Genomic DNA, 26,146 nt, shown 5'->3' on the forward strand with positions numbered 1-26,146 from the left:
AAGCCGCCGTCGAGCACCAGTTCCGCGAGCCGCGTGTACCCTCTGGCGCCCGGGTGTGCGCCGTCCGCCGCCTCGGCCTCGGCCACCCAGGCCGGGTCCCGGGCCAGCGCCTCGGTGACGTCGGTGAACGGGACGCCGCGGGAGGCGCAGAGTCCGGCCATCGCGGGGGCGAGCCGCAGCAGCCGCTCCAGGTGCTGCGCGCCCAGGCCGACCACCGGGGGCGGGCCGACCACCAGGGCCGCGATGCCGCGCTCGCGGGCGTCGTCGAGCAGGGCGGTGAGGTTGGCCAGGGTGTCCGCGTGCGCGACCCGGGGCGCGCCGTCCTCCGCCACCGCGTCGTTGGCGCCGAACGAGAGCACCAGGCGGTGGTCGGCGCCGGGCAGGCTGCGCGGCTCGACCTCGGCCCAGCAGCGCTGCCGCACCTGCGCCGAGGTCTGGCGCCGGACTCCGAGGTTGAAGGCGGTGGCGTCCGGTGCGGCCGCCTGGAGCACCCGGCCGACCCAGCCGCGGAACTCCGGGTCGCCGAGGCCCTGGACGAAGGAGTCGCCGAGGAAGCAGATACGCGGGCCGCCGAAGGGATCACCTGGCGTTCGTATGGTCATCAGACCACCGTAGGGGTGCGAGCGGGGCGCACGCCTCCGGTTTCACCACCGGGCCCGGGGACCCGGCGGTCGGCCCGAAGGGTTCGCCCCCGCACGACAGGACATTCGCCCCCGGACGGTCCGCCGAGCCTGCGGCAACCGGCCGTCCGGCAAACCGGCGCGCAAGAGCCCACCCCCACGCACCCCGCACCACCGGGCGCCGCCCGTCCGGTCTTGGCAGGGCGCTCCGGGACGGTCGACGCTCTGTGCACAGCCGATCATCTCGGCCCGTCACCACGGAAGTTGGGGAAGAAATGTCGCTCTCGCGCACCCGTATCGCCGCCCTCGCCCTGTTCGTCGCCGCCAGCACCGCGCTGGCCGTCCCGGCGCAGGCGGCCGGCGGGCACCGCACCCTCAGCCACTTCGACGACGGCAGCTTCGAGTCCCCCAAGGCCCCGGCGAACAGCTTCGTCGAGCCCGTCGCCGGGCAGAGCATCGGCCCCTGGAGTGTCACCGACGGCAGCGTCGACCTGATCGGCGCCGGCTTCTGGCAGGCCGCCGAGGGCGACCAGTCCGTCGACCTCAACGGCGCCGGCCCCGGCACCATCGCCCAGACCTTCACCACCGTCCCCGGCACCACCTACTCGGTGACCTACGCCCTGGCCGGCAACCCCGAGGGCGGTCTCCCCCTGCGCACCGGCCGGGTGCTCGTCGACGGGCAGGACTTCCAGGACTTCTCCTTCGACGTCACCGGCAGGACCAGGACCGCGATGGGCTACGTGGGCCACCAGTTCAGCTTCGTCGCGCAGAACTCCACCACCACGCTGGCGTTCCAGAGCACCGTCGCGGGCGTGTACGGGCCGGTGCTGGACAACGTGCAGGTCAAGGAGTGCAAGCCCTGCTGCGGCTGACCCCGGGGCCCTGATGCCCCTGCCCCCGATGTCCCGTCCGGGTGAGGTCGTCCGACGACAGCGCGCTGACCAGGTGCGTGACGACTCCATCCAGACGGTCAGCCGGCCGCCGCGACGAGGCGGGCCGCCAACTCCTCGGCCAGGCGCGCGGCGCGGCCGCGCCGGCGGCGGGAGAGGGCCAGGCCCAGGCGGCGGCGGGGACTGGGTTCGGCCAGTGGGAGCGCGACCAGCTCCGGGTGCCGGGTCAGGCCGATCTCGGGGATCAGGGCGATGCCGATGCCGGCGCGGACCAGGGACTGGGCGAAGTCGTAGTCCGTCGCGGTGCAGGAGATCCGCAGGTCGACACCGGCCAGGGCGGCGTACCGGGCGAGCTGACCGGCGGACTTGTGACAGCCCAGTATCCAGCGCTGGTCGGCGAGTTCGGCCAGGTGCGACGGCTCGGGCCGGGCCCGGTAGCGGGCCGCGGCCGGGTGGTGGTGCGGCAGGACGACCCGCAGCGGGTCCTCGCCGATCGGAGTCCAGTCCAGGCCGGAGCGGTCGCCGGGCCGGGCGGGCGGCGGGCCGTCGAAGTAGTAGGCCAGGGCGAGGTCGGCCCGGCCCTCGCGGACCGCGGGCAGGCTCTCCTCCGGCTCCGCCTCCAGGATCGTCAGCTCCACCTCCGGGTGGTCGGCGACGAATCCGGCCAGGGCGGCGGGCAGCAGCCGACGGCCGCCGCTGGCGAAGGTGGCGGCGGTCAGCGCGGTCCGCTCGGCGGTGAGCTTGCCGATGCGCTGCTGGGTGTCGGCCAGTTCGGCGGCGATCGCGTCGGCGGCCTCCACCAGCAGGCGGCCCGCGTCGGTGAGGGTGACGCCGCGCGTGGAACGCTCCACCGCAGGGGCGCCGAGGCTGCGTTCCAGTGCGGCGATCTGCTGCGAGACGGCCGAGGGGGTGCAGTGCAGCGCCAGGGCCGCCTGGTTGAAGCTGCCGCGGCGGGCGACCTCCCGCAGCACCGCGAGGCGCTGAACGTCGATCAACAGTTCTCCTGATGGTGGGGTGTCCTAATCGACACTACCGCTGTCGACCAGGGCCCGGCAGGCTCATCACCGAGATCGGACAGCACCGAGATCGGACAGCACCGGGACCAGGGAGGGATCGAGAGCGTGGACGTGTGCGTGATCGGCGGCAGCCGCTACTTCGGAAGGCGGCTGATCGAAGACCTGCGGGACGCGGGCGCGACGGTGACCGTCGTCAACCGCGGCTCGACGCCCGCACCGCGGGGTGTGACCCACCTGCGCGCCGACCGCGGCGACGAGGCAGCGCTGCGCGCGGCGCTCGGCGACCGGCGCTTCGACGCCGTGGTCGACCAGGTCTGCTACACGCCCGTCCAGGCGGCCCTCGCCGCCCGGGTCTTCGCCGACCGCACCCAGCGCTACGTGCTGACCTCCACGGTCGAGGTCTACGCCCACCTCGGCCGGGCGGGCGGACCGGCCCTCGGGGAGGAGGCCCTCGACCTGTCGGCCGAACCGGTGGACCTCGAACTCCCGTGGACCGACCCGGCGTTCCAGGCCGGCCACTACGGCGAGGGCAAGCGCCAGGCGGAGGCGTTGCTCACCGGGCAGGCGCCGTTCGACGTCGTCGCCGTGCGCACCGCGCACGTCCTCGGCGGCGCCGACTTCACCGGACGGCTGGCGCACTACGTGGAGCGGATCGGGCGCGGCCTGCCGGTGGCCGTCCACCCGGCACCGCAGAGCGCCTCCTTCGTCCACGAGGCGGAGATCGCCCGCTTCCTGGCCTGGGCCGCGACGGCCGAGTTCACCGGCCCGGTCAACGCGGCCTCCCACGGGGCGCTGGACGTACGTGAGCTGTGCGCGACGATCGGTCGCGAGCTGGGCACCGAGCCGGTGCTGACGGTCGGGGCCGACGAGCCGCTCTCGCCGTTCTCCTTCGACCGCTGCTACGCGATGGACACCGGCCGGGCGGCCCGCCTCGGCTTCCGCTTCGCCCCGATCACCGACTGGCTGCCCCAGGCCGTCAAGGAGGCCCGCCGATGACCCCGACCCCCGTGCCGACCGCCGCCCGCGCCATCGGCGGCGTCACGGTGAGCGCCGTCGGCCTCGGCGCGATGCCCCTGTCCGTCGAGGGCCGCCCCGACCGGGACCAGGCCGTCGACACGATCCACGCCGCCCTCGACGCGGGCGTGACGCTGATCGACACCGCCGACAGCTACCACTGGCACGCCGACGAACTCGGCCACAACGAGCGGCTGATCGCCCGGGCGCTCGCCAGCCGCGGCAGTGGTGCGGACGAGGTGCTGGTGGCCACCAAGGGCGGCCGGGGCCGACCCGGCGACGGGACCTGGACGGTCAACGGCGACCCGCGCCACCTGCGCCGCGCGGCCGAGTCCTCGGCGGCCCGGCTCGGCGTGGAGGCCATCGGCCTCTACCAGCTCCACAAGCCGGATCCCGCCGTCCCCTTCGCCGACTCCGTCGGCGCCCTGCGGGACCTCGCCGACGCCGGCACCATCCGCATGGTCGGCCTCTCCAACGTGGACCGCGAGCAGATCCGCACCGCACAGCGGATCCTCGGCCCACGCCTGGTGTCCGTACAGAACCGCTTCTCCCCCGCACACCCGGCCACCCGCGACACCCTCGACCTGTGCACCGAACTGGGCCTGGCCTTCCTCCCGTGGAGCCCCCTCGGCGGCATCTCCGTCAGCGCCGTCGACGCCCCCGGCACCAGCGCGCCGACCTCGGACACCCCCTTCCACACCCTCGCCCGGGCGCACGGCGTCAGCCCGCAACAGATCTGCCTGGCCTGGCACCTGGCCCAGTCCCCCGCCGTCATCCCGATCCCGGGCGCCCGCCGACCGGCCTCCGTCCGCGACTCGGCCGCGGCCGCCGGGCTCACGCTCTCGGCGCAGGAGCTGGCGGAACTGACCCCCCATCCTTAAACCCGTCCTAAAACCTGCCCTCGGGGGCTTTCGGAACCCGGGAAGTGCTTGACGTGCACAGCTGGTCTAGTCCAGTTTGATCCACAGCACCGCGCTCCTCCCCGCACCGGACCAGCCCCCACGCTGCCGCCCGCCCCGCGTCTCCCCCCTTCGCGTCGCGGGCGGCCCACCGTCCCGAGAGGCACCCCCATGCCCAGCGCGCCCCAGCACGCCCCCACGCACCGCCGTCCGGCCGGCCGGACCAAACTGCTGAGCCTCGCCGCCGCCACCGTGCTCGCGGCAGGCGGCCTGGCCGCCCTCGCCGGGAACGCCGGCGCCGCCGACGGCAACCTGCTCGCCAACGCCGGGTTCGAGAGCGGCACGCTCGACCCGTGGAGCTGCTCCGGCGGGACCGGAAGTATCGTCAACTCCGGTGCGCACAGCGGGACCTACGCGCTCAGGGGGGCGGCCGGCGCGAGCGACACCGCGCAGTGCGGCCAGACCGTGAGCGTCCAGCCCAACACCACGTACGACCTCAGCGCCTGGGTGCAGGGGCAGTACGTCTACCTCGGCGCGACCGGCAGCGGGGTCACCGACCCCGCCACCTGGACCGTCGGCGGCCCCAACTGGCAGCAGCTGTCGACCAGTTTCACCACCGGCCCGAGCACCACCAGCGTCACCGTCTACCTGCACGGCTGGTACGGGCAGGGCGCCTACCTCGCCGACGACCTCACGCTCACCGGCCCCGGCGGCGGCAGCCCGAGCACCCCGCCGAGCACCGGCACGCCGACCGGAACGCCGAGCGGCACTCCCACCGGCGGTCCGAGCACCCCGCCGCCGAACGTCCCGCTGCCGGTCGCCCCGTACATCGACATGGGCGCCTGGCCCACCCCGTCCATGCCGGACATGGCCAAGGCGGGCGGCGTCAAGGGCTACACCATGGGCTTCGTCACCGGCGTCGGCTGCAAGGCCAGCTGGTTCAACGCCTACGACCCGCGCACCGGCTGGGCCAAGGACCAGATCGACGCGCTGCGCGCGGCCGGCGGCGACGTCAAGCTCTCCTTCGGCGGCGCCAGCGGCACCGAACTCGCCGCCGCCTGCGGTTCGGTGGACTCGCTGTTCAACGAGTACGACGCGGTGGTCAACGCCTACAACCTGCGCTACGTCGACTACGACATCGAGGGCGCGGCGATCGCCGACACCGCCTCCAACGACCGCCGCTCCGCCGCGCTCGCCAAGCTCCAGCAGGCCCACCCCGGCCTCAGGGTCTCGCTCACCCTGCCGGTCCTGCCCGAGGGCCTGACCAGCGAGGGCGTCGCGATCGTCAAGTCCGCCCGGGACGCCGGGGTCAACCTCGATTTGGTCAACATCATGGCAATGGACTACTACCGGTCCGGCGCCGACTACGGCAACGCCGCCGTCCAGGCCGCGCAGTCGCTCTTCGGCCAGCTCAAGGCGCTCTATCCGGCGAAGAGCGACGCCCAGCTGTGGGACATGGTCGGGGTCACCCCGATGATCGGCGAGAACGACGACCACCAGATCTACGACCAGGCCGCCGCCCAGCAACTGGTGACCTTCGCCAAGCAGAACCACCTCGGCCTGCTGGCCTTCTGGGACGCCACCCGGGACGCCAACGCCTGCACCGGCGGCTCGCTGTCGAAGTGCACCAACATCCCGCAGCAGCCGTACGAGTTCGCGAAGATCTTCAGCCAGTACGCGGGCTGAGCCGGTCGTCCGAGGCGCCGGTGGGTCGGGGGGCCACCGGCACCTCGGCTGCGAGCCCGCGGAAATTGGCATCTCATCGCCCCGGACCGTCAACTACAGTCCCTCCCACCTGTACGGCACGAGGGGGCGGACATGACGGTCCGGGACGACCACGACCAGCTCAACACGATCTTTCCGACCGGCGACGCCGCCCGCGCGGCGGGCCTCACCCCCGAGGAACTCGCCGCGTTCAGCCGCACCCTCGGCCGGCTGCGCGCACTCCCCTCCCACGACCGCACCCGGCTGCACGCCGAGCGGCAGCTCAGCTCCTTCGTCGTGGAGAGCCGCAAGCGCCGCCGCCAGGAGGCAAAGCAGGCCGTCCGGCAGGCCGACGCCGAGCTGCTCGCCGCCGCCACGACCGGCGGCCGGCACCGCCGCGAGGACGCGCCGCTCGCCCGGACCACCACCGGACCGGTCGGCGAGCTGCAGATCCCGCGCCGGTGCTACGTCTGCAAACAGGCCTACCGCCAGGTCGACGGCTTCTACCACATGCTCTGCCCGGACTGCGCGGCCGACAACACCGCCCACCGGGACCTCGGCACCGACCTGCGCGGACGCCGGGCGCTGCTCACCGGCGGGCGGGTGAAGATCGGCTTCCAGCTCGCGCTGATGCTGTTGCGGGACGGCGCCGAGCTGATCGTCACCAGCCGCTTCCCGCAGGACACCGTCCGCCGCTTCCGCGCCGCCCAGGGCAGCGAGCAGTGGTGGGACCGGCTGGCCGTGGTCGGCATCGACCTCCGCGATCCGCGCCAAGTCCTGGGCCTGACCGAGCAGTTTCGGGCCGACGGGCGTCCGCTGGACATCCTCGTCAACAACGCCGCGCAGACCCTGCGCCGCCCGCCGGAGTCGTACGCCCTGCTGGCGGCGGGCGAGTCCACAGCACTGCCCGCGCCCGACCGCCGTGCCATCACCCATGCCCCCGGCTTCCGGCCGCTCTCCGGAACTTCCGCCCAACTCCCTCCGGGTGCCGGGTCATTGCTGGACTTCGCCGACGAGGCCGGACTGCTGCCCGACCTCGCGCCCGCCAACTCCTGGTCCGCCAAGCTCGGTTCGCTCGACCCGGCGGAGGTGCTGGAGACCCAACTGGTCAACGCCCTGGCCCCGGCCCTGCTCTGCGACCGGCTGCTGCCGCTGCTGCTCGCCTCCCCGCACCCCGCCCGCTACATCGTCAACGTCACGGCGGTGGAGGGCCGGTTCGCCGTCCGCAACAAGACCTCGCGCCACCCTCACACCAACATGGCCAAGGCCGCGCTCAACATGCTCACCCGCACCAGCGCGGCCGAACTCGCCGCCCAGGGCGTACACATGTGCGCCGTCGACACCGGCTGGATCACCGACGAGAACCCGGCCCCCAAGAAGACCCGGATCGCCGCCCACGGCTTCCGCACCCCGCTGGACGTCGTCGACGGCGCGGCCCGGGTCTACGACCCGATCGTGCGGGGCGAGGCGGGGCACCCGGTGTCGGGAGTGTTCCTGAAGGACTACCGGGTGGCGGAGTGGTGACGGACGGGGCGTAGCGACGCGGTAGGGGCAACCCGCTCGCCGCGTCGGTCCGGCCCGGGAGGGATCCTTCCCGGGCCGGACCGGCACGGCGCGCTCAGACGTGCTCAGGCATGCTCACGCGTGCTCAGCGGCCGGTGGGCAGGTTCGCCCCGCCGGTGCAGTCGAGGACCACGCCGGTGACGAAGGTGTTCGCCGCGAGCATGTGGATCGCCCGGGCGACGTCCTCCGGGCGGCCGACCCGGCCGACCGGGGTGGTGGCGGCCAGGCCGTCGAAGAGCGCGGTGCGCTGCTCGGCGGGGACGCGGTCCCACCACGGGGTGTCGATGACGCCGGGCGAGACGGCGTTGACCCGCAGCGGGGCGAGTTCGACCGCGAGCGGCGGGACCATCGCCTCCAGGGCGCCGTTGATGGCGGCCAGTCCGGCGGTGCCGGGGATGGCGGCGCGGGCGGAGGCGGCGGTGATCAGGGTGACCGAGCCGTCCCCGCGCAGGTGCGGCAGCGCCGACTGCAGGACCCGGACCTGGGGCCAGAACTTGGCGTCGAAGCCGCCAGCGAGGTCGGCCAGGTCGAGCTGGGCGAACGGGCCGCTGCCGGCCGCGCCGCTGACCGCGACCACCAGGTGGTCGACGGTGCCGGTCTCGGCGAAGAAGGCGGCGAGGGCCGCCGGGTCCGTCGCGTCCAGTCGCTTGCCGCCGGCCTTGCCGCCGATCCGCTCGACGGCGGCATCAAGCCGCTCACGGTCGCGGCCGGTGATCACGACCTCGGCGCCGTCCGCCGCGAACGCGGTGGCGGCCGCCTCGCCGATGCCCGAGCTGCCGCCCATCACGACGACGCGCTGTCCGGCGAAGAGGTTCGATGCAGTGCTCATGGTCGGGGTCCTTCCGGCTGGTTCGAGAGCTTGTCGAGACCGCTAGTTCCGGTAATGATGTTTGTCGAGACTGCTAGTCTTGTCAAGCAGGGGCAGGAAGAAAGGGACGACCACGATGAGCGACACCGAATCCCAGGCCGAGCAGACCCCCTCCACCCGGCCGCACACCGGCCGCCGCCGCAACGAGGCCGCCCACCGCGCGATCCTGGACGCCGCACTGAACCTGCTCGCCGGGTCCGACGGCACGCCCGTCACCATCGACGCCATCGCCCGCACCGCCGGCGTCGGCAAGCAGACCGTGTACCGCTGGTGGCCCTCCAAGGGCGCCGTGCTGCTCGACGCCCTCACCGACCGCGCCGACCAGGACGTCTCCGGCCCCGACACCGGCGCCCTGCGCACCGACCTGCGCGCCTTCATCGCCACCACCTTCGACGCCGCCCAGCGCGGCACCACCGCCTCCGCGCTGCGCGCCCTCGCCCGCGAGGCCGCCCGCGACCCGCACCTCGCCGAACTGATGCAGAGCTTCACCGCAACCCGGCGCGACGCCCTGCGCGACCTCCTCGCCCGGGGCCTCGAACGCGGCGAACTGGCCGGGGACGCCGACCTGGACCTGATCGTGGACCAGGTCTACGGGGTGTTCTGGTACCGCTTCCTGCTCGGCCACGGCCCGCTGGACGAGACCGTCGCCGAGCGGCTGGCCGACTCCCTGGCCACGGGGAGCGCGGCGGTCTAGGCGAGGGGGCCGCGGCGCCGCACCAGCGGCAGGTACACCTCGTCGACGATCTCCACGAGCACGTCGTCGGGCGCCGTCGGCACCCCGCGCACGACGAACTCGTTGCGCAGCAGCACCATCGCCACCGTCGCCACCCTCGGATGCAGCGCCTCGGGGGCCGCCTCGCCGCGGGCGACCGCGCGGCCCAGGACGGTGAGCCAGGGGGCGGCCGCCGCGTCGCCGGACTGGTCCTGCAACTGCGCCAGGAACTCCGTCGCGCCGCCCGCCGCAGCCAGCAGCTCGCGCAGGATCGCGCCGAGCGGGGAGCTCCAGTGCCGGTTCGCCTGGCGCAGCAGTTCCAGGACGTCACCGCGCAGTTCGCCCGTGTCGGGGAGCGGCGCGGCCTTGGCGAGCTGCTTGTAGCCGGCGATGCCGAGCGCGAGGCGGTTGGGCCAGCGGCGGTAGATGGCGTTCTTGTTGGTGCCGGCGCGGGTGGCGACCCTGTCCATGGCCAGCCCGGCGTACCCGGATTCGGCGAGCTCCGCGACCGCCGCCCGCAGGATCGCCTCCTCCAGCGCCGCCCCGCGCCGCCGCGTCTGCCCGGCCATGGTCCCGTCCTCTCGTGAATGCAGCCCCATCCTTCTTGCCAGTCCCGGGCGACGGCAACTACGGTACTGGGCGTACCGTAAGTTTGCGATCCGCGATCGAAGGCAGGAGACCATGCGCGCCAAAGGAATCAGCTATGACACCGGCTTCGTCAGGGGCGGGGCCTACTCCCGCAAGTTGTTCGAACCAGCAGCTGTAGAACGCGAGTTACGAATCATCCGCGATGATCTGCACTGCACCGCCGTCCGGATCATGGGTGGGGAGCCGGATCGGATCGAGCTCGCGGCCGGGTACGCCGCCGCCCTCGGCCTGGAGGTCTGGTACTCGCCGTACCCTCTGGAGCTGACCGGCGACGCGATGCTGCGGCTGTTCGCCGACTGCGCCGAGCGGGCGGAACGGCTGCGGCGACGCGGGGCCAAGGTGGTGTTCGTGGCTGGCGCCGAACTCAGTCTGATGAACCCGGGCTTCCTGCCCGGGGACAGCACGGACGAGCGGATCGCACTGCTCGCCCGGCCCGAGCGGGTGCGCGAGCACCTCGGCGCGGTCAGCGGCAAGGTCAACGCGTTCCTCGGAAAGGCGGTGGCCACCGTCCGCGAGCACTTCGAGGGCCCGGTCACCTACGCCGCCGTCCCGCTGGAGCGGGTCGACTGGGCGCCGTTCGACCTGGTCTCCCTGGACCTCTACCGCTCCGCCGAGGTCGCCGACCGCTTCGCCGCCGGCGTCCGCGACCTGACGGCGCAGGGCAAGCCGGTCGCCATCACCGAGTTCGGCTCGGCCACCTACCGGGGCGCGGGCGACCGGGGCGCGCTCGGCCTGGACGTCGTCGAGTACGACGCCGACGGCCCGGTCCGCCTCAACGGCAGCTACGAACGCGACGAGCCCGGCCAGGCCGCGTACCTGCGGGAGCTGCTGGAGGCCTTCGACGCCGGCGGGATCGACGCCACGTTCGTGTTCACCTTCGCGCTCTACGACTTCGCCCACCGCCCGGACGGCGACCCGCGCGCGGACCTCGACCTGGCCAGCTACGGCGTCGTCAAGGTCCACGAGGGGCGCTCCGGCAGCGCCTACCCCGGGCTCCCCTGGGAGCCGAAGGCCGCCTTCACGGCGCTCGGCGAGTACTACCGGACGCACTGACCCCGAACGGGCCGCGCGCACGAAGTCGGCGGGTCCGACTTCCTGCGCACCGACCGAAGTCACGCGATGCGGGTACGGCGGCGGTAGTACGAGACGGCCAGCGCGATGGTGATCGGCCCCCACAGCATGGCCGGGCCGACGCAGACCCGGGCCAGGGCCTCCCACCACCCGTTGCTGAACCCGACCTCATTCAGCACGCCGGTCCACGCGAGCGGCTGGAGGCCGAACAGGCCGAACAGGACCAGCCCGCCCAGCACCGCCGCGACGAGCGGCGCGAGCGGCGGCACCCGGCGCCCCCGCAGGAACGGCACCCAGGACGGGAACACCTCGCCCCAGCCGCTGACCAGCCCCAGGGTGAGCAGCGCCACCGTCTCGGTGATCAGGCTCAGCCCGAACACGTACGGGATGGCCCACCACACGTACGGCGGGGCGGCCGGGTCGGCCGTACCCATCCGGAAGTCGAACGCGAACGGCAGCCGCCACAGGCAGTGCGGCAGGAGGACGAACGGGAGGGCCTTGGCGAGACGCAGGGCCCAACGGGGGACGGGGCGCTCGGTGTCGCCCACCGGGATGTTCTTCAGCATGTGTCCACCGTCGCGGACACCACCCCGGCCCCACCTCCACCGCGGGGCCCGACCTTCTCCCCCGCGCGAGCCAACCGTCGGTCGTCACACGGGTGGAGGCGCGCGGGAAGTCGGTGGCACCGACTTCCCCTGCAGGAGGCGGCGGGCGGTCAGAGACCCAGGACTGCGGCGGCCGGCGCCGTCACGCCGGCAAAGACCCGCGGGCCCGTCTCGCTCCGGCGGGCCCGCAGAGCTGCCGTCCCGTCAGGACTTGGCGCCCAGACCGAAGGCGGTGACCAGGAGCCCGAGGGCGTACGGGGTCTCGGCGCCGTTCAGGGCGGTCGGGTCGACCGAGTACACGACCTTGCGGGCGAGATCGCGGGTGGCGAAGACGCCGCTGGTGTAGCCGGGGCGGGATCCGGTCTTGCCCCAGGCCACGACGCCGTTGGCCTCAAGGCGCTCAAGCCCCATGCTCATGCACGCCTTGCCGCCCGGGCAGTGGCTGCTGTGATCGGCGACGGGCACGTCGGGAACGGTGAACAGCTTCTCCTGCTCGGCCGACGGGAGGAGGCGCCCCCGGAACAGGACGGTCATGAAGCGGTCCAGGTCGGGGGCGCTGGAGATCATGCCGCCCTCGGCCCAGGGCCAGGGGCTCTGCTCGGTCACGTCCACGCGGTGCGAGCCGCCGTCCGCGTCGGGGACGGTCAGGTACGGGTGGGTGGCGGGGTGCCGCAGCTCCGGGTCGTCGGCGTCCGGGAGCGAGGTGTCGTGCAGGCCGAGCGGGCGGATGATCCGCTCGCGCAGCTCGTCGGCGTAGCTGTTGCCGGTGACCTTCTCGACGATCAGCCCGGCGACGAAGGTGTTCATGCCGTTGTACTGCTGGGCGGTGCCCGGCTGGAAGCCCAACGGCTGGCCTGCCATCGTGGCGAGGACCTGCTCGGGGGTGAACGAGTCGAAGCGGTGCTCGGCGAACCAGGTGGTGGTGCCGTCGCCCCAGGGCACGTTGGAGCCGCTGGGCAGTCCGCTGGTGTGGTTGAGCAGCTGGCCGACCTTGACCGCCGCGTAGGGGAAGTCCGGAAGGTACTGCTGGACGCTGCCGTCCAGGTCGATCCGGCCCTCGGCGGCGAGCTGGAGGACGACGGTGGCGGTGAAGACCTTCGAGATCGACCCGATCCGGAACCTGCCGTGCGGGTCGATGTCCGTGCCGTCCTCCCCCGAGGTGCCCTCGAACCGCCCGCCGGAGCCGGTGACGCGCACGAAGGCGGCCGAGACGTCGGCAGCGGGCCGCTTGGCGAGAGCGGCCCGGATGGCCGCCTGGTCCAGCGGCGGCAGCGCGGACGCACTCGCGGACGCACCGGCGGACGGGGTGGCGGGCGTCGCCGCGAGGGCGGGCGTGCCCGCCCCGACCGTCAGCGCGGCCGCCAGTGCGCCGGCGGCGACAACGGCCCAACGGGTGCGGTTCGTGTAGGCGTTCACGTGCGGTCCATCTCCAGACTGATCGTCATCCGGACCGGTGGTCGTTTCCCGGCCCGCACGACGAGTCTCCCGAACCCGGACGCCGAGATCATCAGGGTCGGGGCCCCGGTGATCCCTGATGTTCTGTCAGGGATCACCCCGAGCTCCTAGGCTCAGGAGGACGGGTCATGCCGTCACAGGTCGCCTGGGGAGGGTTCACGATGCAGCAGCCGAGGCATGTCGTAGTGACCGGCAGCGCCGGGTCGGTCGGTTCGGCGATCGTGCGTCGGCTGAGAGCCGCGGGCCACCCGGTCGTCGGCGTCGATCGTCTGCCGTCCCCCGGCACGTCCGTGGTGGCGGACCTGCGCGACCCCGGGGCGTGGCGTCATGTGCTGTCCGGGGCAGGGGCGGTCGTCCACACGGCGGCTCTGCACGCGCCGCACGTCGGCGTGCGCCCGGACGACGAGTTCCGCGAGATCAACGTCCTGGCGACCCGGGACCTGCTGGACGCGTCGTCCGCCGCGGGAGTGCGCCGTGTCGTCCACACGAGCTCGACCTCGGTGTACGGGTACGCGCTGGAGCCGACGGATGCGGCGGTCTGGATCACCGAGGACGTCACCTGTCGTCCGCGCGACATCTACGACGAGACGAAACGCGCGGCCGAACGCCTGGTGCTCGGCGCGGCGGGCGCGATGAGCACGGTGTGTCTGCGCATCGCCTGCTGTTTCCCCGAACCGCCGGCGGTCCAGGCACGGCACCGGCTCTACCGGGGTGTGGACATCGCCGACGTGGCGGAGGCCCACCTGCTCGCCGTCCAGGGCCCCAGGAGGCGGGCGGAGTGCTGAACATCGCCGGCCCGTACCCGTGGCGGAAGGAGGACCTGCGGCAACTGCGGCACGACCCCGCCGCGCTCATCAGGCAGCGGGCCCCCGAGGTGGCGGCCGGCTTCGGCCGGTACGGATGGACGTTGCTGACATCGATCGACCGGGTGTACGTGTCGGCGCGGGCGCGTGCGGTGCTCGGCTACCGCGCCCGTCACGGGGTGACGGCACTGCTGGCCGAGGACCGCCCGGCCGACTGATCAGGGCGCCCGGACGAGTCCCCTCCCCCGCGAGAGCCGACCGGGAGTCGTGGCACGCACGGAGGAGGAAGTCCGGGTCAGCCCGGGGGCGGTTCCAGGTGGGCGGCGGGGCACCCCGAGTGGTTCGCCGCACTGGTCACCACCCGGGGTTCGCCGCCGCTCCGATGTTCTCCGGCTTCACGCCGGACGGCTACCGCTCCGACTCCACCAGGTTCTTGAACTGCTCCAGGTCGCCCCGGACGGTGTTCTCGATCCGGTGGACCTGGGCCATGCCCCGCGGTCCGCCGAAGGTGTCGTGGATGGCCTCCGGCTCGTACTCCACCTGCACCTGCAGCTGGCTGTGGTCCCGGTCCAGTGACCGCACCGAGAGTGTGCCCTTCAGCTCCGGACTGCCCTGCGTCTCCCAGGCGAGGACCTGCTCGTTGCCCCGGTCGGTGAGAACGGCATCGAACTCCCGCTGCACCTCGCCGGCCCGCACGTCCAGACGGGCGCGGTTGCTGCTGGGCGCATAAGCACGTTGGATGCCGTCGATGAACGTCGGATAGGCCTCGACGTCGTGCAGCCGACCCCAGACCTCCTGCGCGGGGGCATCTATGGTGATCTGTTCCTCAAGCCTGCTCATCGCGAACCTCACCTCCTGGCCCGGCACACCGGGCCCCTTGGGTTCTTCCAGCCTGCGCCGCCGACACATGCCCGGCAACCAGGGCCGGGAAGCGGCTCCGCACCCGTCCGTGTTCCGCCCCTGAGGGCGGACGAGGGCGTCAGCCCGGGTGCCGGGCAGCAGGACACCGATGGCCGCGCTCCAGCCGGGTTCAGCTGCTGTCGGTGACCACGCGGTCGACGATGACGTTCTCGGGGGCACCGCCTTCGAGGCGCGCCAGAATGCACACATAGGACCGATCCACGTGCCGCGGGTTCGGCTGTTCGAGCCGGGTCGTGACCGTGAAGCCGGCCTGCTCCAGCAGCCCGGCGAGGCGGCCTGCCGGAACCAGGTGCGCGGCGTACGACACCGGGTGGCCGTACGCCTCCGCCGGGCACAGCCGGGCGTCACCGGCGTGGCCACCCAACAGCAGGTGACCGCCGGGGGCGAGGACCCGAGCGAACTCGGCGAACAACTGCGGCAGTCGCTCCGGCGGGGTGTGGTGGACGGAGTACCAGGCGAGGATGCCGCCGAGGGCGCCGTCGGCAACGTCGAGGGCGGCCATCGAGCCGCGCAGGAAGCGCAGTCGGGGGTAGGCCCGACGGGCGAGGGCGACCATCTCACCCGACACGTCGACGCCGAAAGCCGACAGGCCGAGACCGCCCAGGTACGCCGTCACCCGCCCCGGCCCGCACCCGAGGTCGGCGACCTCACCGCCGCCCGACTCCCGGACCAGCTCGGCGAAGGCGGCGAGCATCGCCCTCGAGACCGGATCCATGCCCTCCGGCGGGACGACGAGGCGGAGGTAGTCGGCGGCGAGGGTGTCGTACGACTCCCGGACGGCGGCAAGGTGAGCGGGTTCGGTCACCGCGTCACCCCAGCGCCGGTGTCAACCGTCCTGGTCGCCTTGGCGGCGCGCTCGGCGAACACCTTCTCGCGGCGGTCCGCGGTCTGCTTCATCATCCGCTTCCGGTCGCGGGCGGAGAGCCGGTCGATGTACAGGTGGCCGTTCAGGTGGTCGGTCTCGTGCTGGAGGCAGCGGGCGAAGTAGCCGGTGCCCTCGATCGTGACCGGGGTGCCGTGCTGGTCGACGCCGCGCACCACCGCGTGGGCCGGGCGGGCGAGTCGGGTGCTGGCGCCGGGTACGGAGAGGCAGCCCTCGGTGTCCTCGATCAGGCGGCGGCCGGGCTCCTGCTCGTCGACCACCGGGTTGAGCACGTGGCCGACGTGCCGGACGCCCTCCTCGTCGGTGCAGTCGTAGACGAACAGGCGCAGGTCCACGTCCACCTGGTTGGCGGCGAGGCCACAGCCGTCGGCGACGTACATGGTGGTGAACATGGACTCGACGAGCCGGGCCAGGCTCTCGCTGCCGAAGTCCTCCTCCGTCGCCGGGCGGCAGGTGCGCTGGAGGATCTCCTCCCCCACCTCGGTGATCCGCAGGACGGTCGGGCGTTCGCGCAGCTCTGACACGGGTGCTCCCTCGACGGATTTGCTGTCAGCTTTGCAAAGTAGCAGACTTTGCAAAGTGACCGAAGACCTCGTGAGAACCGGCCCGCTCCCCGAGCACGCCGTCCGCACCGCGCTGCTGGGGCTGCTCGCCGAGCGCGGCACCGTCACCTCCACGGAAGCGGCCGCCCGGCTCGGGTACAGCTCGGGCCTGTGCTCGTTCCACCTGCGGCAACTGGCCCGGTACGGGCTGATCGAGGCGGCGCCGGCCGTCGACGGGCGGGCCCGGCCGTGGCGGCTTCCACAGGCCGAACCGGCGCCCGAAGACGCCGAGTTCGGCGAACTGGCCCGAGGCCTGGAGGACGAGAGCTACCAACGCTGGCTGGCCCGGCGCGCCGGGGCCCCGGCCGACTGGCGGCAGGACGAGGCCTTCAGCGCCGTCGTCTACCTGACCCCCGAGGAACTGACCGCCGTCGGCGAAGCCGTCCGGCAGGTGCTCGCCCGCTACCGCGGCCGCGACGACGACCCGGCCGCCCGGCCCGCCGGAGCCCGTCCGGTCGCCGCCGTGACGCGCCTGTTCCCACTGCTCGACCAGTAGTCGGGCGCCTCGTCAGGCCGCCCGCGAGCGCGCCCGGGACCTGGTCACCGCCCGCAGCACCGGCCCGACCAGCAGCCCCACCGCCGCCCCCAGCACGACACCCTGCACCCCGTCCCAGACGTCCTGCACATCGCACGCCCGCCCGATCGCCGGCACCGCGTACTGCAGCACCGACACCCCGAACGGCAACACGGCGGCGCCCAGCAGCGTCACCGCCGCCCGCCGCCGCGTCCCGGCCAGGGCGGCCGCGAAGCCCACCGGGGCGTAGGTCGCCAGCTTGAGCTCGATGTGCCGCACGTGCAGCAGTTCGTGCGGCGAGCGCGGCCGCCCGCCCCGCACCGTGCAGTGCCGCACGACGTCCTCCGACAGCTGGAACGCCTCCGGCAGCAGTGTCGCCACGACGACCCCGCCGAGTCCGAGCAGCAGCAGGAAGCCCACCACCCAGTGGGCCCGCAGCAGCCGCCCCACCGGCCGGTTCAGCAGAGCCGCCGGCACCAGCGAGAGCAGCAGCCCGGGCCAGAAATTCGGCATCCCGCCGAGCACCGCACTGATCACGCCTCAACGGACGCCCCGAACACCCGCTCGGTTCTCGCCCACCGGGGGCCGGAATCACCGCACGATCAGGTACCGCTGCTCGCCCGCGGGAGACGAACGGCACGTCGATCCGCCGGAGCCTCTTCTTCGGCTCAGCCGCGTCATCCCCCCTTCACGGTCAGCGCCACCACCCTCACACACCCCACTGACAATCGCCTCAGCCACCCGACAGGCCACGATCGAAAACACACCCGTGGACACTCATGCACGTCAGAACGACCTTGATTCCCAGCAGTTCACAACCCCGGGACCAGGAGCGGCCTCAGTGCGGGATCGAGGCGATCAGCTCCTGCGCCCCCTGCCGCTTGAGCGCCAGCGCCACCGAGGTGCCGAGGTCCTCCGGGCTGAGCGCGCCCGCCCACTCGTGGGCGTCCAGCACCCGCTTGCCGTCCGGGGTGAAGACCCGGCCGCGCAGCGAGAGGCGGCCGTCCGCCTCGGCCTTGGCGTAGCCGGAGATCGGGCTGTTGCAGTGGCCCTGCAGCACGTGCAGGAACATCCGCTCGGCCGCCGCCTCGCGCCAGGTGTCGTGGTGGCCGAGGCCGGTGACGGCCTCGATGGTCGCGGCGTCGTCCTCGCGGCACTGCAGGACGAGGATGCCGGCGCCGATCGGCGGGCACATCTCCTCGACGCCGAGGACCTCGGTGATCCGGGCCTGCTCGCCGATCCGCTCCAGGCCGGAGACGGCGAGCAGCAGCGCGTCCACGTCCCCCGCCGACAGCTTGGCGAGCCGGCTGTTGGCGTTGCCGCGGATCGGGACGCACTCCAGGTGCGGGTGGGAGGCGGCGAGTTGGGCGACCCGGCGGACGGAGGAGGTGCCGAGCCGGATGCCGGGCGGGAGTTCGGCCAGGGTCAGGCCGCCGGGGTGGACCAGGGCGTCGCGGATGTCGTCGCGGCGCAGGTAGGCGGCGAAGACGGTGCCGGCGGGCAGCGGGCGGTCGGCGGGTACGTCCTTGAGGCAGTGCACGGCGACGTCGGCCTCCCCGGCGAGCAGCGCGGCGTCGACCTCCTTGGTGAACGCGCCCTTGCCGCCCAGCTTGGCGAGGTCGCCGGTCCAGCGGTCGCCGGAGGTGGTGACCGGCACCACCTCGGTGCGCAGACCCGGGTGCAGGGCGGCGAGTTCGGTGCGGACCCGCTCGACCTGGGCGAGTGCCATGGGTGAGGAGCGGGAGACGATGCGGATCAGCTCAGCGGTGGCCATGGCGCGATGATAGGCGCTCCGACGGTCACGGCTGACTGCTCGTCAGGTATTCGGCGTACCGCCGGGGCGTCGCCGCCCGCTGGACGTCCCGCATCAGGGGCCCGACCGTACCGAGCGCCGTACCGGCCGCCACCAGCAGGCTCGCGCCGCTGAAGCCGTACCCGTCGGCCGCGCCGACGGCGGTCAGTGCGAGCGTGGGCAGCACGGCGACCAGGCCGGTGCCGAGCACCTCGGCGACGGCGAGTCGCCCGCGCAGGTAGGCCAGGAAGTCGATCGTCGGACGGCCGGACCGGACGCCGGGGACGAACGCCCCGGCGCGGATCATCACGTCGGCGCCGGTCAGCACGGACCGCCCGGCCAGCACGGCCAGCCAGGCGCCGGCGGCGGCGAGCGCGAACAGCAGGGCGAGGTACGGCAGCCGGGGCAGCGGGAAGGGGGCGAGCAGCAGGGCAGCGGTCACCGCCGGGATGAACCCGCGATGGCTGAGCACCAGCGGCAGGTGGCGCGCCTCGCCGCCCGACCGCACCCCGGTCATGTGCCGCGCGTACTGGACGGGGACGCGCCGCTCGCCCTTGCGCCCGGCGATCACCAGCGCGGTGGTCGCCAGCAGGCCGAGCAGCGCCGCCGCCAGCACCAGCGCGTAGGCTCCGGGTCCGGACTCCTCCTCCACGGCCCACAGTTGGCCGGGCAGGACGGCGAGGACCTGGGCGAACAGCAGCACCGAGACCCCGTCACCGAGCCCGCGCCGGCTCATCCACCGGGCGAGCCCCAGCACCGCCATCGCACCGGCCGCGGTGCACCCGGTGATCAGGGCTACGGCGAGCGCGCCGTGCAGCCGCAGCACGCCGTCCCCGGCGGCCGCGCCCGGCAGCAGCCGGCCGGTGTCGGCGGCGAGCCCGAGGGCCAGGCCGCCGAGCAGGCCGAGGACGAGGGTGGTACGGCCTTCGAGCAGCCGCATTCCGGCGCGGCTGCCGTCCAGCTGTTCGGGGCGCAGGGCCGCGAGCCGGGGGTGCAGCCGGGTGAGGGCCAGGACGAGCGGGCGGGCGAGGAACACCAGCAGGACGCCGAACGGGAGCAGCGCCAGCCGGTACAGCCCGCCGCCGGTCACCAGGTCGGCCAGGCCGCGCAGTTGGTCGCCCGGCAGCGTACGGTCCGCGACCCGGCGGAGGACCGCCGGGTCGACGCCGGGCAGCGGCAGGCTCTGCCCGAGCCGGAACAGCACGACGCCACCCACCGTGGCGAGCGCCCGATGGCCCGGACGTGAACGGCTGGCGAACATTCGACTCCCCCGCTTCCCTTGACAGCAGCGGGAGTTGGGACGCGACGGGCGGCCGGACGGTTCCCCGCCCGGCCGTCCCCAACCTGCCGGACGTCACTCGTTGTGCAGCACTTCCGCGATCGGCAGCCGGGCCGCCGAGCGGGCCGGGACGAGCGCGCCGAGGACGGCGATCACGACGCCCGCGAGGGCGAGGCCGGTGAGCAGCGGGGCGCCCCAGACGTCGATCGTCGACTCGGGGAAGTCGATGATCCGGACGTTCTCGACGATCAGCCGGTGCACCAGGATCCCGAGCGGGATGCCGATGATCCCGCTGGCCACGCCCTGCCAGGCCACCGAGGTGACCGTCATCCCGACGACCTGCCGGGGCGTCATCCCGATCGACTTCAGCATGCCGAGGTCGCGGCGGCGCTCACGGATGGTGAGCAGCAGGGTGTTGAAGACGCCGAGCGCGGCGACCACCGACAGCAGGACGGAGAAGGTCGTGCTGAAGGTCCGGATCGCGACGACGGACCCTTCCGTGCCTGGCGTGACGATCGAGGGCGAGAGGCTCGGGTCGGCGGCCGTGACCGCCTTCTGGTACGCCGCGGCGTCGGCGCCGTCGGCGAGCCGCACGTCGTACTCGACCACGTGCGGGTCGGAGGTGAGCAGGGCCGCGGTGGCCGCGTTGGAGGAGATCGCGTTGGGGTTGCCCTGGACCTCCTCGCCGACGAGGGTGACGGTCGTCTGACGGCCGTCCAGAATCAGGGTGAGCCGGTCACCGAGCTTGACCCCGTGCTGGTCGAGGAAGGCCGGTCCGGCCTCGATCTCGTTCAGCCCGGTCGCCTGGCGGCCCTTGACCACGTCGAGCCGCCGGTGGTCGGCCATGTCGTCGCCGCCGTAGAAGTTGGCGAAGACGGGCTGGGGCTGGCCGACGATGCCGATCCGGACCAGCCCGCGGACGGAGACCCGCTCGGCGCCGGGAGTGCTGTGCAGCATCGCCTCGGTCTGCTCCGGGGTCAGCCGGGGCGCGATCTTGTTGCCCGAGAAGACACTGGTCTGCACGTCGATGTGGGTCCTGCCGTCGGGCGCGGCCATGGTCTTGGCCAGGGTGCTGCTCACCCCGGTGGTCACGGTCACGGTGACCACGCCGAGCACGATCGCCGCCATGGTCAGCGCGGTGCGGGCCGGACGGGCGAAGGGCTGGCCGAGGCCGAGGCTGACGGCGCGCGGCAGCCGGGTGCCGCTCAGCCAGCGCTGGACCTTCAGCCCGCGCCCGGTGCGCGGCGCGCTGCCGGCCGAGATGGCCTGGGCGGCGGAGAGCCGGCGGGCGCGCGCGGCGGGGACGAGCGCGGCGAGGGCGACCAGCAGCGGGACGCTGATCAGGGTGGCGACGGGCAGCCAGCCGGCCGGCTCGATCACGGCGGTGCCGGTCGCGATCCCGGAGAAGGCGGTCTGGAGGATCGGGTACGAAGCCGCCCAGCCGGCCGCCGTACCGAGGATCGTGCCGACGACGGCGGGCACCGAGACCATGGTCAAGTAGACCGTGACCACCTGGCGCGGGGTGAAGCCGATCGACTTGAGCACCCCGATGTGCCGGTAGCCGGAGACCACTGCACCGCTCACCACGTTGCCGACGATCAGCGCGGCGACGATCAGGCCGAGCACGCCGAAGACCGTCATCAGCGGCAGGTAGGCGTCGGCGCCGGCCGAGAAGGCCTGCTTGAGCACCAGGTAGGACTGCCCGCTGGCGACGGCGTCCTTGGGCAGGCCCTCGGTGGTGTCGGCGAGCGAGGCGGTCAGCTGCCGCTCGGTGGCCGCGCCGGTGAAGCGGTAGAGCATCTGCCGCCCGGTGGGGTGCAGGGCGGCCGCCTGCTCGGGGGTGACCCAGCCGCCGGCGGACTGGCTCATGTCGGTCGCGAAGCCGACGATGGTGAGCTTGAGCCCGGTGCTGGTGGTGATCGGCGTGCCGAGGTACTTCGCCGACCCGCCCCCGGGGGTGTCGATGACCACCTCGCCGGGTGCGGTGGCCCAGCGGCCCGCCAGCACCTCCACCCGGTCCACCGGCGCGGCCGCGGGGTCAGGCCGGCCGACCAGGGTCAGTGGGCCCGGCGCGTGGCCGACCCAGTCGGTGGGGATGGTCACCACAGCCTCGTCGAAGGGCCCGGCGGCCGCCTCGACGCCCGGTCGGTGGGCGGTGGCGGCCAGTTGCTCCGCCGAGGCCTTGGCCGGGTCGAACAGGGCGGTGACGTGCGCGCCGTGCTCGGCCTCGAAGGCGGTGTCGAACGGGGCCCGGGCGGCACTGATCACCGCCAGCGCGAGCAGTACCGTCGCGGTGGAGCAGAAGACGACCAGGCCGATCACGATGGTCTGCACCCGGCGGCGTTTCACCGCCGCCCGCGAGGCGCGCCAAACCGCACCACTCACGACTGCGCCTCCAGCATCCGCTCGCGCGCCACCTTGCCGTCCGCGACCTCGACCAGCCGGCTGGCACAGCGGGTGGCCAGGTTGGGGTCGTGGGTGACGATCAGCAGGGTCTGCCCGATCTGGTTGAGGTCGATCAGGAGGTCCATCACCTGCTCGCCCGAGCGGCTGTCCAGCGCGCCGGTCGGCTCGTCGGCGAGCAGCAGCGCCGGGCGGTTCATCAGGGCGCGGGCCACCGCGACGCGCTGGCGTTCGCCGCCGCTGAGCGAGGCCGGGTAGACGTCCTTGCGGTGGGCGACGCCCAGTTCGTCCAGCAGCTCCAGGGCCCGGCGGCGCGCCTGGCGGGCGGTGGTGCCGGTCAGCTGGGCGGCCAGCGCGACGTTGTCGAGGGCCGGGAGGTCGTCGATCAGGTTGAAGAACTGGAAGATCATGCCGATGTGGCGGCGGCGGAAGAGGGCCAGCCCGTTCTCGTTCAGCTGCCCGAGGTCCTGCCCCTGCACCCGCACGGTGCCGGAGCTGGGCCGGTCCAGTCCGGCCACCATGTTCAGCAGGGTGGACTTGCCGCACCCCGAGGGGCCCATCACGGCGACCGCCTCGCCCGCCCGGATCCGCAGGTCGACGCCGTCGAGCGCCTTGGCGTCGCCGAACTCCTTGTGCACCCCGGACAGCTCGACGACGACCTGCGCGTCGTCCGGCCGGGCGGTCCCGTCGTGGTCGTTGCTCATGGTCGACGACGGTAGGTGCGCCCGCCCCGGCCGGGCGTCCCACCCCGGGTGTAACCGCAGGCGGCCGTAGTACCGGGGATGTACGGTGGCGGCACCCCCGGATGATGTCGATCAAGCGCTGACCTGGGAGGCTAGCCCTCGTGTGGGGAACGGGGACGGAATGGGCCGCGATCGCGGTGGCGGCTGCGGCCTGCGTGGGCGCCGGGTGGCTGGGCGTCGCACTGGTACGGGCGCGGCGGCTGTACCGGGAGGCCATCGGTGAGCGCGGCTGGCTGCTGGAGCGGGAGCGGGAGAGCGCCGCCAGCGCCGCCGTGGACGCCGAACGGGCGCGGATCGCGGCCGAGTTGCACGACATCGTCAGCCACAACGTGAGCCTGATGGTGGTACAGGCCGGGGCCGCGCGCGAGGTGCTGGCGAGCATGCCGGAGGAGGCGGCGGCCGCGATGGGCGCGGTCGAAGCGGCCGGCCGGGACACCATGACCGAGCTGCGGCACCTGCTGGGCCTGCTCGCCCCGGCCGCGGACGGCACCGAGGAGCCGGAGCCGGAGGGTTTCTCGCCGCAGCCGAGCCTGAGCCGGCTGAGCCCGCTGATCGACCGGTTCGCCTTCGCCGGGCTGGCGGTGGACGTCAGGATCTCCGGCGAGCCGAGGACGCTGCCCGGTGGCATCGACGTGACGGCGTACCGGATCATCCAGGAGGCGCTGACCAACGCGCTCAAGCACGGGGACGGGGTGACGGCTGAGGTGACGGTGCGGTACGCGGACCACTACCTGCGGGTGGAGGTGCTGAACAGCGGGCCGAGCGTGCTCTCCGGCGCGCCCGCCGCGCCCGTGCGCAAGGACCGGCCGGAGCCGGACGGCGCCGGGCGCGGGCTGATCGGCCTGCGCGAGCGGGTCGCGGTGTACGGCGGGGACCTGGACGCCCGGCGCCGGATCGGCGGCGGCTACCGGGTGCGCGCCCGCATCCCGCTGGACCGGCCGTGACGGGGGCGACCGTGGAACCGACCGAGCAGCGCCGCCCCCGGGTGGTGATCGCCGACGACCAGGAGCTGGTCCGCACCGGCTTCCGGATGATCCTCACCGCACGCGGCATCGACGTGGTCGCGGAGGCCTCCGACGGCGCCGAGGCGGTGGCCGCAACCGTGCTGCACCGGCCCGACGTGGCCCTGCTGGACATCCGGATGCCGGTCATGGACGGCCTGGAGGCCGCCCGCCGCATCCTGGCCCAAGCCCCCGACTGCCGGGTGATCATGCTGACCACCTTCGACCTCGACCACTACGTCTACGCCGCGCTGTCCGCGGGGGCCAGCGGCTTCCTGCTCAAGGACGTCACCTCGGCCCATCTCGCCGCCGCCGTACGGCTGGTGGACACCGGCGACGCCCTGCTCGCCCCCTCGATCACCCGCCGGCTGGTCGGGCGCTTCGCGGCCGGCGCCCCGCACCCCGCCGCCCGCGGCGGGGACTCGCCCCGGCTGCACCGCGACCTCGCACCGCTCACCCCGCGCGAGGTGGAGGTGCTCGGGCTGCTCGGACGCGGTCTGTCCAACACCGAGCTGGCGACCGAACTGACCCTGAGCGAGTCCACGGTGAAGACGCATGTCGCCCGGATCTTCGCCAAGTTGGACCTGCGCGACCGGGCCCAGGCGGTGGTGCTCGCCTATGAGACCGGGCTGGTCTCGCCGGGCGACACCAGCTGACCGTCAACCTCCGTACCAGTCAGGATAATTCGCATGACAATCCTCCATCTCACTCGATAGTGGGAACAGTTCGACGGATTCACATAACTGCAGGACATCGTCAACGGCTACCTGGACGAGATGGAGGAGCACGGCGCTCCGGCCGAACCGGCGCGCCACCGGCCGCGTGCCATTTCCACCTCCGACATCACCCTCGTCCACCAGAGCGCCCCCCGCCGTTTCCCGGCCGGCACTACGATCTCCGAATGACAGACACCACGGGCCGCACCGACACCTCCGCCAGAGCCGCCGAACTCGCCGCCCTGTTCCCGACGTTGCACGCGCCGCAGTACTGGGCCTGGGGCCGCTACGACGCGCAGTTCTCCACCGTGCTGCCGCCGGACGACCTGGTCACCAACATCCACCTGGTCGGCTTCGCGGACGGCGGCGTGGTGCTGTGCCGCGACGACCGGGACCACTGGTTCCTGCCCGGCGGCACCCGGGAGCAGGACGAGTCCGTCGCCGCCTGCCTGACGCGCGAACTGCGCGAGGAGGCCGGTGCCCGGCTGCTCGGCGAGCCGGCCTGGCTGGGCGCGCACCGCTGCCGCACCGACGACCCGGTGCCGTACCGGCCGTGGCAGCCGCATCCGGAGAAGGCCTGGCTGTGGGGCTGGGGCGAGGTCGCGCTGGACTCCACGCCGACCAACCCCGCGGACGGCGAGCAGGTGGTCGAGGTCCGGGCCGTCCCGGCCGCCGAGGCGCAGCGGCTGCTGCTCACCGGGCACGACGCGTGGTGGGGCGAGCTGATCGGGCTCGCGGTGGAGCTGCGCGAGCGGGCCGGTCGGGGCTGAGGCAGTCCCGTCGGCCCTCCGGCCGGGCATTCCCGAGGCCCCAAAGATCACTGGAATGGCGGAACACTAGGCGCCGATGTCTGTTTTGTGCTGATATGACTCAGCCATGGACACCTACTCGTTGGCCGTATCGCTGGCCGCGGACTACCCGCTGCTCAACATCTTCTGGACGATGCTGGAGCTGTTCCTCTGGGTGCTCTGGTTCTTCCTGCTGTTCAAGATCATCACGGACATCTTCCGCAGCCACGACCTGGGCGGCTGGGGCAAGGCCGGCTGGCTGGTCCTGGTGATCTTCCTGCCCCTGATCGGCATCCTGGCGTACCTCATCGCCCGAGGCCAGAGCATGGGGCAGCGGGACATCGAACAGGCCCAGAAGGCCGAGGCGGCGTTCAAGGCCTACGTCCAGGAAGCGGCCTCGACCGCGCCGGACTCGGGCACGGGCGCCGGCGGCCGCAGCCATGTCGACGACCTGGCGACGCTGGCGAACCTGAAGGAGAAAGGCGCCATCTCCGACGAGGAGTACCAGAAGGCCAAGGAGAAAATCCTGGTCTGATCAGTCTCCGATCAGCCCGATCAGAGACTGATCAGTTCCTGATCGAGAAAACGGTCGGGGACGGGTGGGGGAGGACGGGCACCCACCGCCCCCACCCCACG

Annotated in this window: 28 protein-coding genes; 14 read left to right on the plus strand and 14 right to left on the minus strand. The window is 73.3% G+C overall.

The features are described from left to right. Window positions 1-602: GDSL-type esterase/lipase family protein (locus tag ACWC9T_RS33815; RefSeq protein WP_449824878.1), on the minus strand; the 602-nt coding region annotated here is incomplete at its 3' end. 293 nt (window positions 603-895) lie between these two features. Between ACWC9T_RS33815 and ACWC9T_RS33820 the strand changes: the two genes are divergently transcribed. After that, window positions 896-1,492, plus strand: a complete 597-nt coding sequence (locus ACWC9T_RS33820; RefSeq protein ID WP_449824879.1) for a choice-of-anchor C family protein — start codon at window positions 896-898, stop codon at window positions 1,490-1,492. A gap of 98 nt (window positions 1,493-1,590) precedes the next feature. Here ACWC9T_RS33820 and ACWC9T_RS33825 read toward each other — a convergent pair whose 3' ends face one another. Next, window positions 1,591-2,505, minus strand: coding sequence for a LysR family transcriptional regulator (locus ACWC9T_RS33825; RefSeq protein ID WP_449824880.1), 915 nt, complete (start codon window positions 2,503-2,505; stop codon window positions 1,591-1,593). Between the two features lie 126 nt (window positions 2,506-2,631). Here ACWC9T_RS33825 and ACWC9T_RS33830 point away from each other — a divergent pair, with 126 nt between their 5' ends. The 4 genes from ACWC9T_RS33830 (at window position 2,632) to ACWC9T_RS33845 (ending at window position 7,667) form a co-directional block, all read left to right on the plus strand. Then, window positions 2,632-3,522: an NAD-dependent epimerase/dehydratase family protein gene (locus ACWC9T_RS33830; protein WP_449824881.1), complete on the plus strand. Its 891-nt coding sequence runs from the start codon at window positions 2,632-2,634 to the stop codon at window positions 3,520-3,522. Continuing rightward, window positions 3,519-4,421: an aldo/keto reductase gene (locus ACWC9T_RS33835; protein WP_449824882.1), complete on the plus strand. Its 903-nt coding sequence runs from the start codon at window positions 3,519-3,521 to the stop codon at window positions 4,419-4,421. Before ACWC9T_RS33830 ends, ACWC9T_RS33835 begins: the two co-directional genes overlap by 4 nt. Before the next feature lie 189 nt (window positions 4,422-4,610). Continuing rightward, window positions 4,611-6,125 (plus strand): carbohydrate binding domain-containing protein, encoded by a 1,515-nt coding sequence (locus ACWC9T_RS33840; protein ID WP_449824883.1) that lies wholly within the window; start codon window positions 4,611-4,613, stop codon window positions 6,123-6,125. Window positions 6,126-6,257: 132 nt separating this feature from the next. Further along, window positions 6,258-7,667, plus strand: coding sequence for an SDR family oxidoreductase (locus tag ACWC9T_RS33845; protein WP_449824884.1), 1,410 nt, complete (start codon window positions 6,258-6,260; stop codon window positions 7,665-7,667). A 124-nt stretch (window positions 7,668-7,791) separates the two neighbouring features. Here ACWC9T_RS33845 and ACWC9T_RS33850 read toward each other — a convergent pair whose 3' ends face one another. Next, window positions 7,792-8,535: an SDR family oxidoreductase gene (locus ACWC9T_RS33850; RefSeq protein ID WP_449824885.1), complete on the minus strand. Its 744-nt coding sequence runs from the start codon at window positions 8,533-8,535 to the stop codon at window positions 7,792-7,794. A gap of 115 nt (window positions 8,536-8,650) precedes the next feature. Between ACWC9T_RS33850 and ACWC9T_RS33855 the strand changes: the two genes are divergently transcribed. Beyond that, window positions 8,651-9,268 carry a TetR/AcrR family transcriptional regulator gene (locus ACWC9T_RS33855; RefSeq protein ID WP_449824886.1) on the plus strand — a complete coding sequence of 206 codons (618 nt, stop codon included), beginning with the start codon at window positions 8,651-8,653 and terminating at the stop codon, window positions 9,266-9,268. Here ACWC9T_RS33855 and ACWC9T_RS33860 read toward each other — a convergent pair. After that, on the minus strand, window positions 9,265-9,855 hold the full coding sequence (locus ACWC9T_RS33860; RefSeq protein ID WP_449824887.1) for a TetR/AcrR family transcriptional regulator: 591 nt from the start codon (window positions 9,853-9,855) through the stop codon (window positions 9,265-9,267). The genes ACWC9T_RS33855 and ACWC9T_RS33860 overlap by 4 nt on opposite strands. Window positions 9,856-9,967: 112 nt before the next feature. On the opposite strand from ACWC9T_RS33860, the gene ACWC9T_RS33865 reads away from it, so the two are divergent. Further along, window positions 9,968-10,987: a hypothetical protein gene (locus ACWC9T_RS33865; protein WP_449824888.1), complete on the plus strand. Its 1,020-nt coding sequence runs from the start codon at window positions 9,968-9,970 to the stop codon at window positions 10,985-10,987. A 59-nt stretch (window positions 10,988-11,046) separates the two neighbouring features. Here the strand turns inward: ACWC9T_RS33865 and ACWC9T_RS33870 are convergent, their stop codons facing one another. After that, window positions 11,047-11,571, minus strand: coding sequence for a hypothetical protein (locus ACWC9T_RS33870; RefSeq protein ID WP_449824889.1), 525 nt, complete (start codon window positions 11,569-11,571; stop codon window positions 11,047-11,049). Window positions 11,572-11,814: 243 nt separating this feature from the next. Beyond that, window positions 11,815-13,026 (minus strand): serine hydrolase domain-containing protein, encoded by a 1,212-nt coding sequence (locus ACWC9T_RS33875; RefSeq protein WP_449824890.1) that lies wholly within the window; start codon window positions 13,024-13,026, stop codon window positions 11,815-11,817. A gap of 167 nt (window positions 13,027-13,193) precedes the next feature. Here ACWC9T_RS33875 and ACWC9T_RS33880 point away from each other — a divergent pair, with 167 nt between their 5' ends. Together ACWC9T_RS33880 and ACWC9T_RS33885 are read left to right on the plus strand one after the other, a co-directional pair. Then, entirely contained in the window at window positions 13,194-13,850 is a 657-nt protein-coding gene (locus tag ACWC9T_RS33880; RefSeq protein WP_449824891.1) for an NAD-dependent epimerase/dehydratase family protein, read from the plus strand. Next, window positions 13,844-14,086, plus strand: a complete 243-nt coding sequence (locus tag ACWC9T_RS33885) for a hypothetical protein (RefSeq protein WP_449824892.1) — start codon at window positions 13,844-13,846, stop codon at window positions 14,084-14,086. The genes ACWC9T_RS33880 and ACWC9T_RS33885 overlap by 7 nt, the downstream gene beginning before the upstream one ends. Window positions 14,087-14,276: 190 nt before the next feature. Here ACWC9T_RS33885 and ACWC9T_RS33890 read toward each other — a convergent pair whose 3' ends face one another. The 3 genes from ACWC9T_RS33890 to def form a co-directional block, all read right to left on the minus strand. Then, complete coding sequence (locus ACWC9T_RS33890; RefSeq protein ID WP_449824893.1) at window positions 14,277-14,708, minus strand: SRPBCC family protein; 432 nt, start codon at window positions 14,706-14,708, stop codon at window positions 14,277-14,279. Window positions 14,709-14,898: 190 nt separating this feature from the next. Beyond that, a complete protein-coding gene (locus ACWC9T_RS33895; protein WP_449824894.1) occupies window positions 14,899-15,594 on the minus strand; it encodes a methyltransferase domain-containing protein in 696 nt (231 codons plus the stop codon). After that, window positions 15,591-16,196, minus strand: a complete 606-nt coding sequence (gene def / locus ACWC9T_RS33900; RefSeq protein WP_449824895.1) for a peptide deformylase — start codon at window positions 16,194-16,196, stop codon at window positions 15,591-15,593. The genes ACWC9T_RS33895 and def overlap by 4 nt, the downstream gene beginning before the upstream one ends. A 55-nt stretch (window positions 16,197-16,251) precedes the next feature. Between def and ACWC9T_RS33905 the strand changes: the two genes are divergently transcribed. Further along, window positions 16,252-16,770 (plus strand): helix-turn-helix domain-containing protein, encoded by a 519-nt coding sequence (locus ACWC9T_RS33905; RefSeq protein ID WP_449824896.1) that lies wholly within the window; start codon window positions 16,252-16,254, stop codon window positions 16,768-16,770. Window positions 16,771-16,782: 12 nt separating this feature from the next. On the opposite strand, the gene ACWC9T_RS33910 is transcribed toward ACWC9T_RS33905, so the two are convergent. From ACWC9T_RS33910 to ACWC9T_RS33930, 5 genes are all read right to left on the minus strand, one after another. Continuing rightward, entirely contained in the window at window positions 16,783-17,301 is a 519-nt protein-coding gene (locus ACWC9T_RS33910; protein ID WP_449824897.1) for a VanZ family protein, read from the minus strand. A 325-nt stretch (window positions 17,302-17,626) separates the two neighbouring features. Then, complete coding sequence (gene hemC, locus ACWC9T_RS33915; RefSeq protein ID WP_449824898.1) at window positions 17,627-18,562, minus strand: hydroxymethylbilane synthase; 936 nt, start codon at window positions 18,560-18,562, stop codon at window positions 17,627-17,629. Between the two features lie 25 nt (window positions 18,563-18,587). Next, window positions 18,588-19,841 (minus strand): hypothetical protein, encoded by a 1,254-nt coding sequence (locus ACWC9T_RS33920; RefSeq protein ID WP_449824899.1) that lies wholly within the window; start codon window positions 19,839-19,841, stop codon window positions 18,588-18,590. 93 nt (window positions 19,842-19,934) lie between these two features. After that, window positions 19,935-22,244, minus strand: a complete 2,310-nt coding sequence (locus ACWC9T_RS33925) for an FtsX-like permease family protein (protein ID WP_449824900.1) — start codon at window positions 22,242-22,244, stop codon at window positions 19,935-19,937. Next, window positions 22,241-22,966, minus strand: a complete 726-nt coding sequence (locus ACWC9T_RS33930; protein ID WP_449824901.1) for an ABC transporter ATP-binding protein — start codon at window positions 22,964-22,966, stop codon at window positions 22,241-22,243. The genes ACWC9T_RS33925 and ACWC9T_RS33930 overlap by 4 nt, the downstream gene beginning before the upstream one ends. Window positions 22,967-23,106: 140 nt before the next feature. On the opposite strand from ACWC9T_RS33930, the gene ACWC9T_RS33935 reads away from it, so the two are divergent. The 4 genes from ACWC9T_RS33935 to ACWC9T_RS33950 all read left to right on the plus strand — a co-directional run bounded on the left by ACWC9T_RS33935 (window position 23,107) and on the right by ACWC9T_RS33950 (window position 26,045). Beyond that, the gene (locus tag ACWC9T_RS33935) at window positions 23,107-23,949 is read left to right on the plus strand and encodes a sensor histidine kinase (protein ID WP_449824902.1); all 843 of its coding nucleotides are present in this window, start codon (window positions 23,107-23,109) and stop codon (window positions 23,947-23,949) included. An 11-nt stretch (window positions 23,950-23,960) separates the two neighbouring features. Continuing rightward, window positions 23,961-24,662, plus strand: a complete 702-nt coding sequence (locus tag ACWC9T_RS33940; RefSeq protein WP_449824903.1) for a response regulator — start codon at window positions 23,961-23,963, stop codon at window positions 24,660-24,662. Window positions 24,663-24,907: 245 nt separating this feature from the next. Beyond that, the gene (locus ACWC9T_RS33945) at window positions 24,908-25,492 is read left to right on the plus strand and encodes an NUDIX domain-containing protein (RefSeq protein ID WP_449824904.1); all 585 of its coding nucleotides are present in this window, start codon (window positions 24,908-24,910) and stop codon (window positions 25,490-25,492) included. Window positions 25,493-25,598: 106 nt separating this feature from the next. Then, the gene (locus ACWC9T_RS33950; RefSeq protein WP_449824905.1) at window positions 25,599-26,045 is read left to right on the plus strand and encodes a PLDc N-terminal domain-containing protein; all 447 of its coding nucleotides are present in this window, start codon (window positions 25,599-25,601) and stop codon (window positions 26,043-26,045) included. The last annotated feature ends 101 nt before the right edge of the window (window positions 26,046-26,146 follow it).

This window comes from Kitasatospora sp. NPDC001159 (assembly GCF_053598235.1).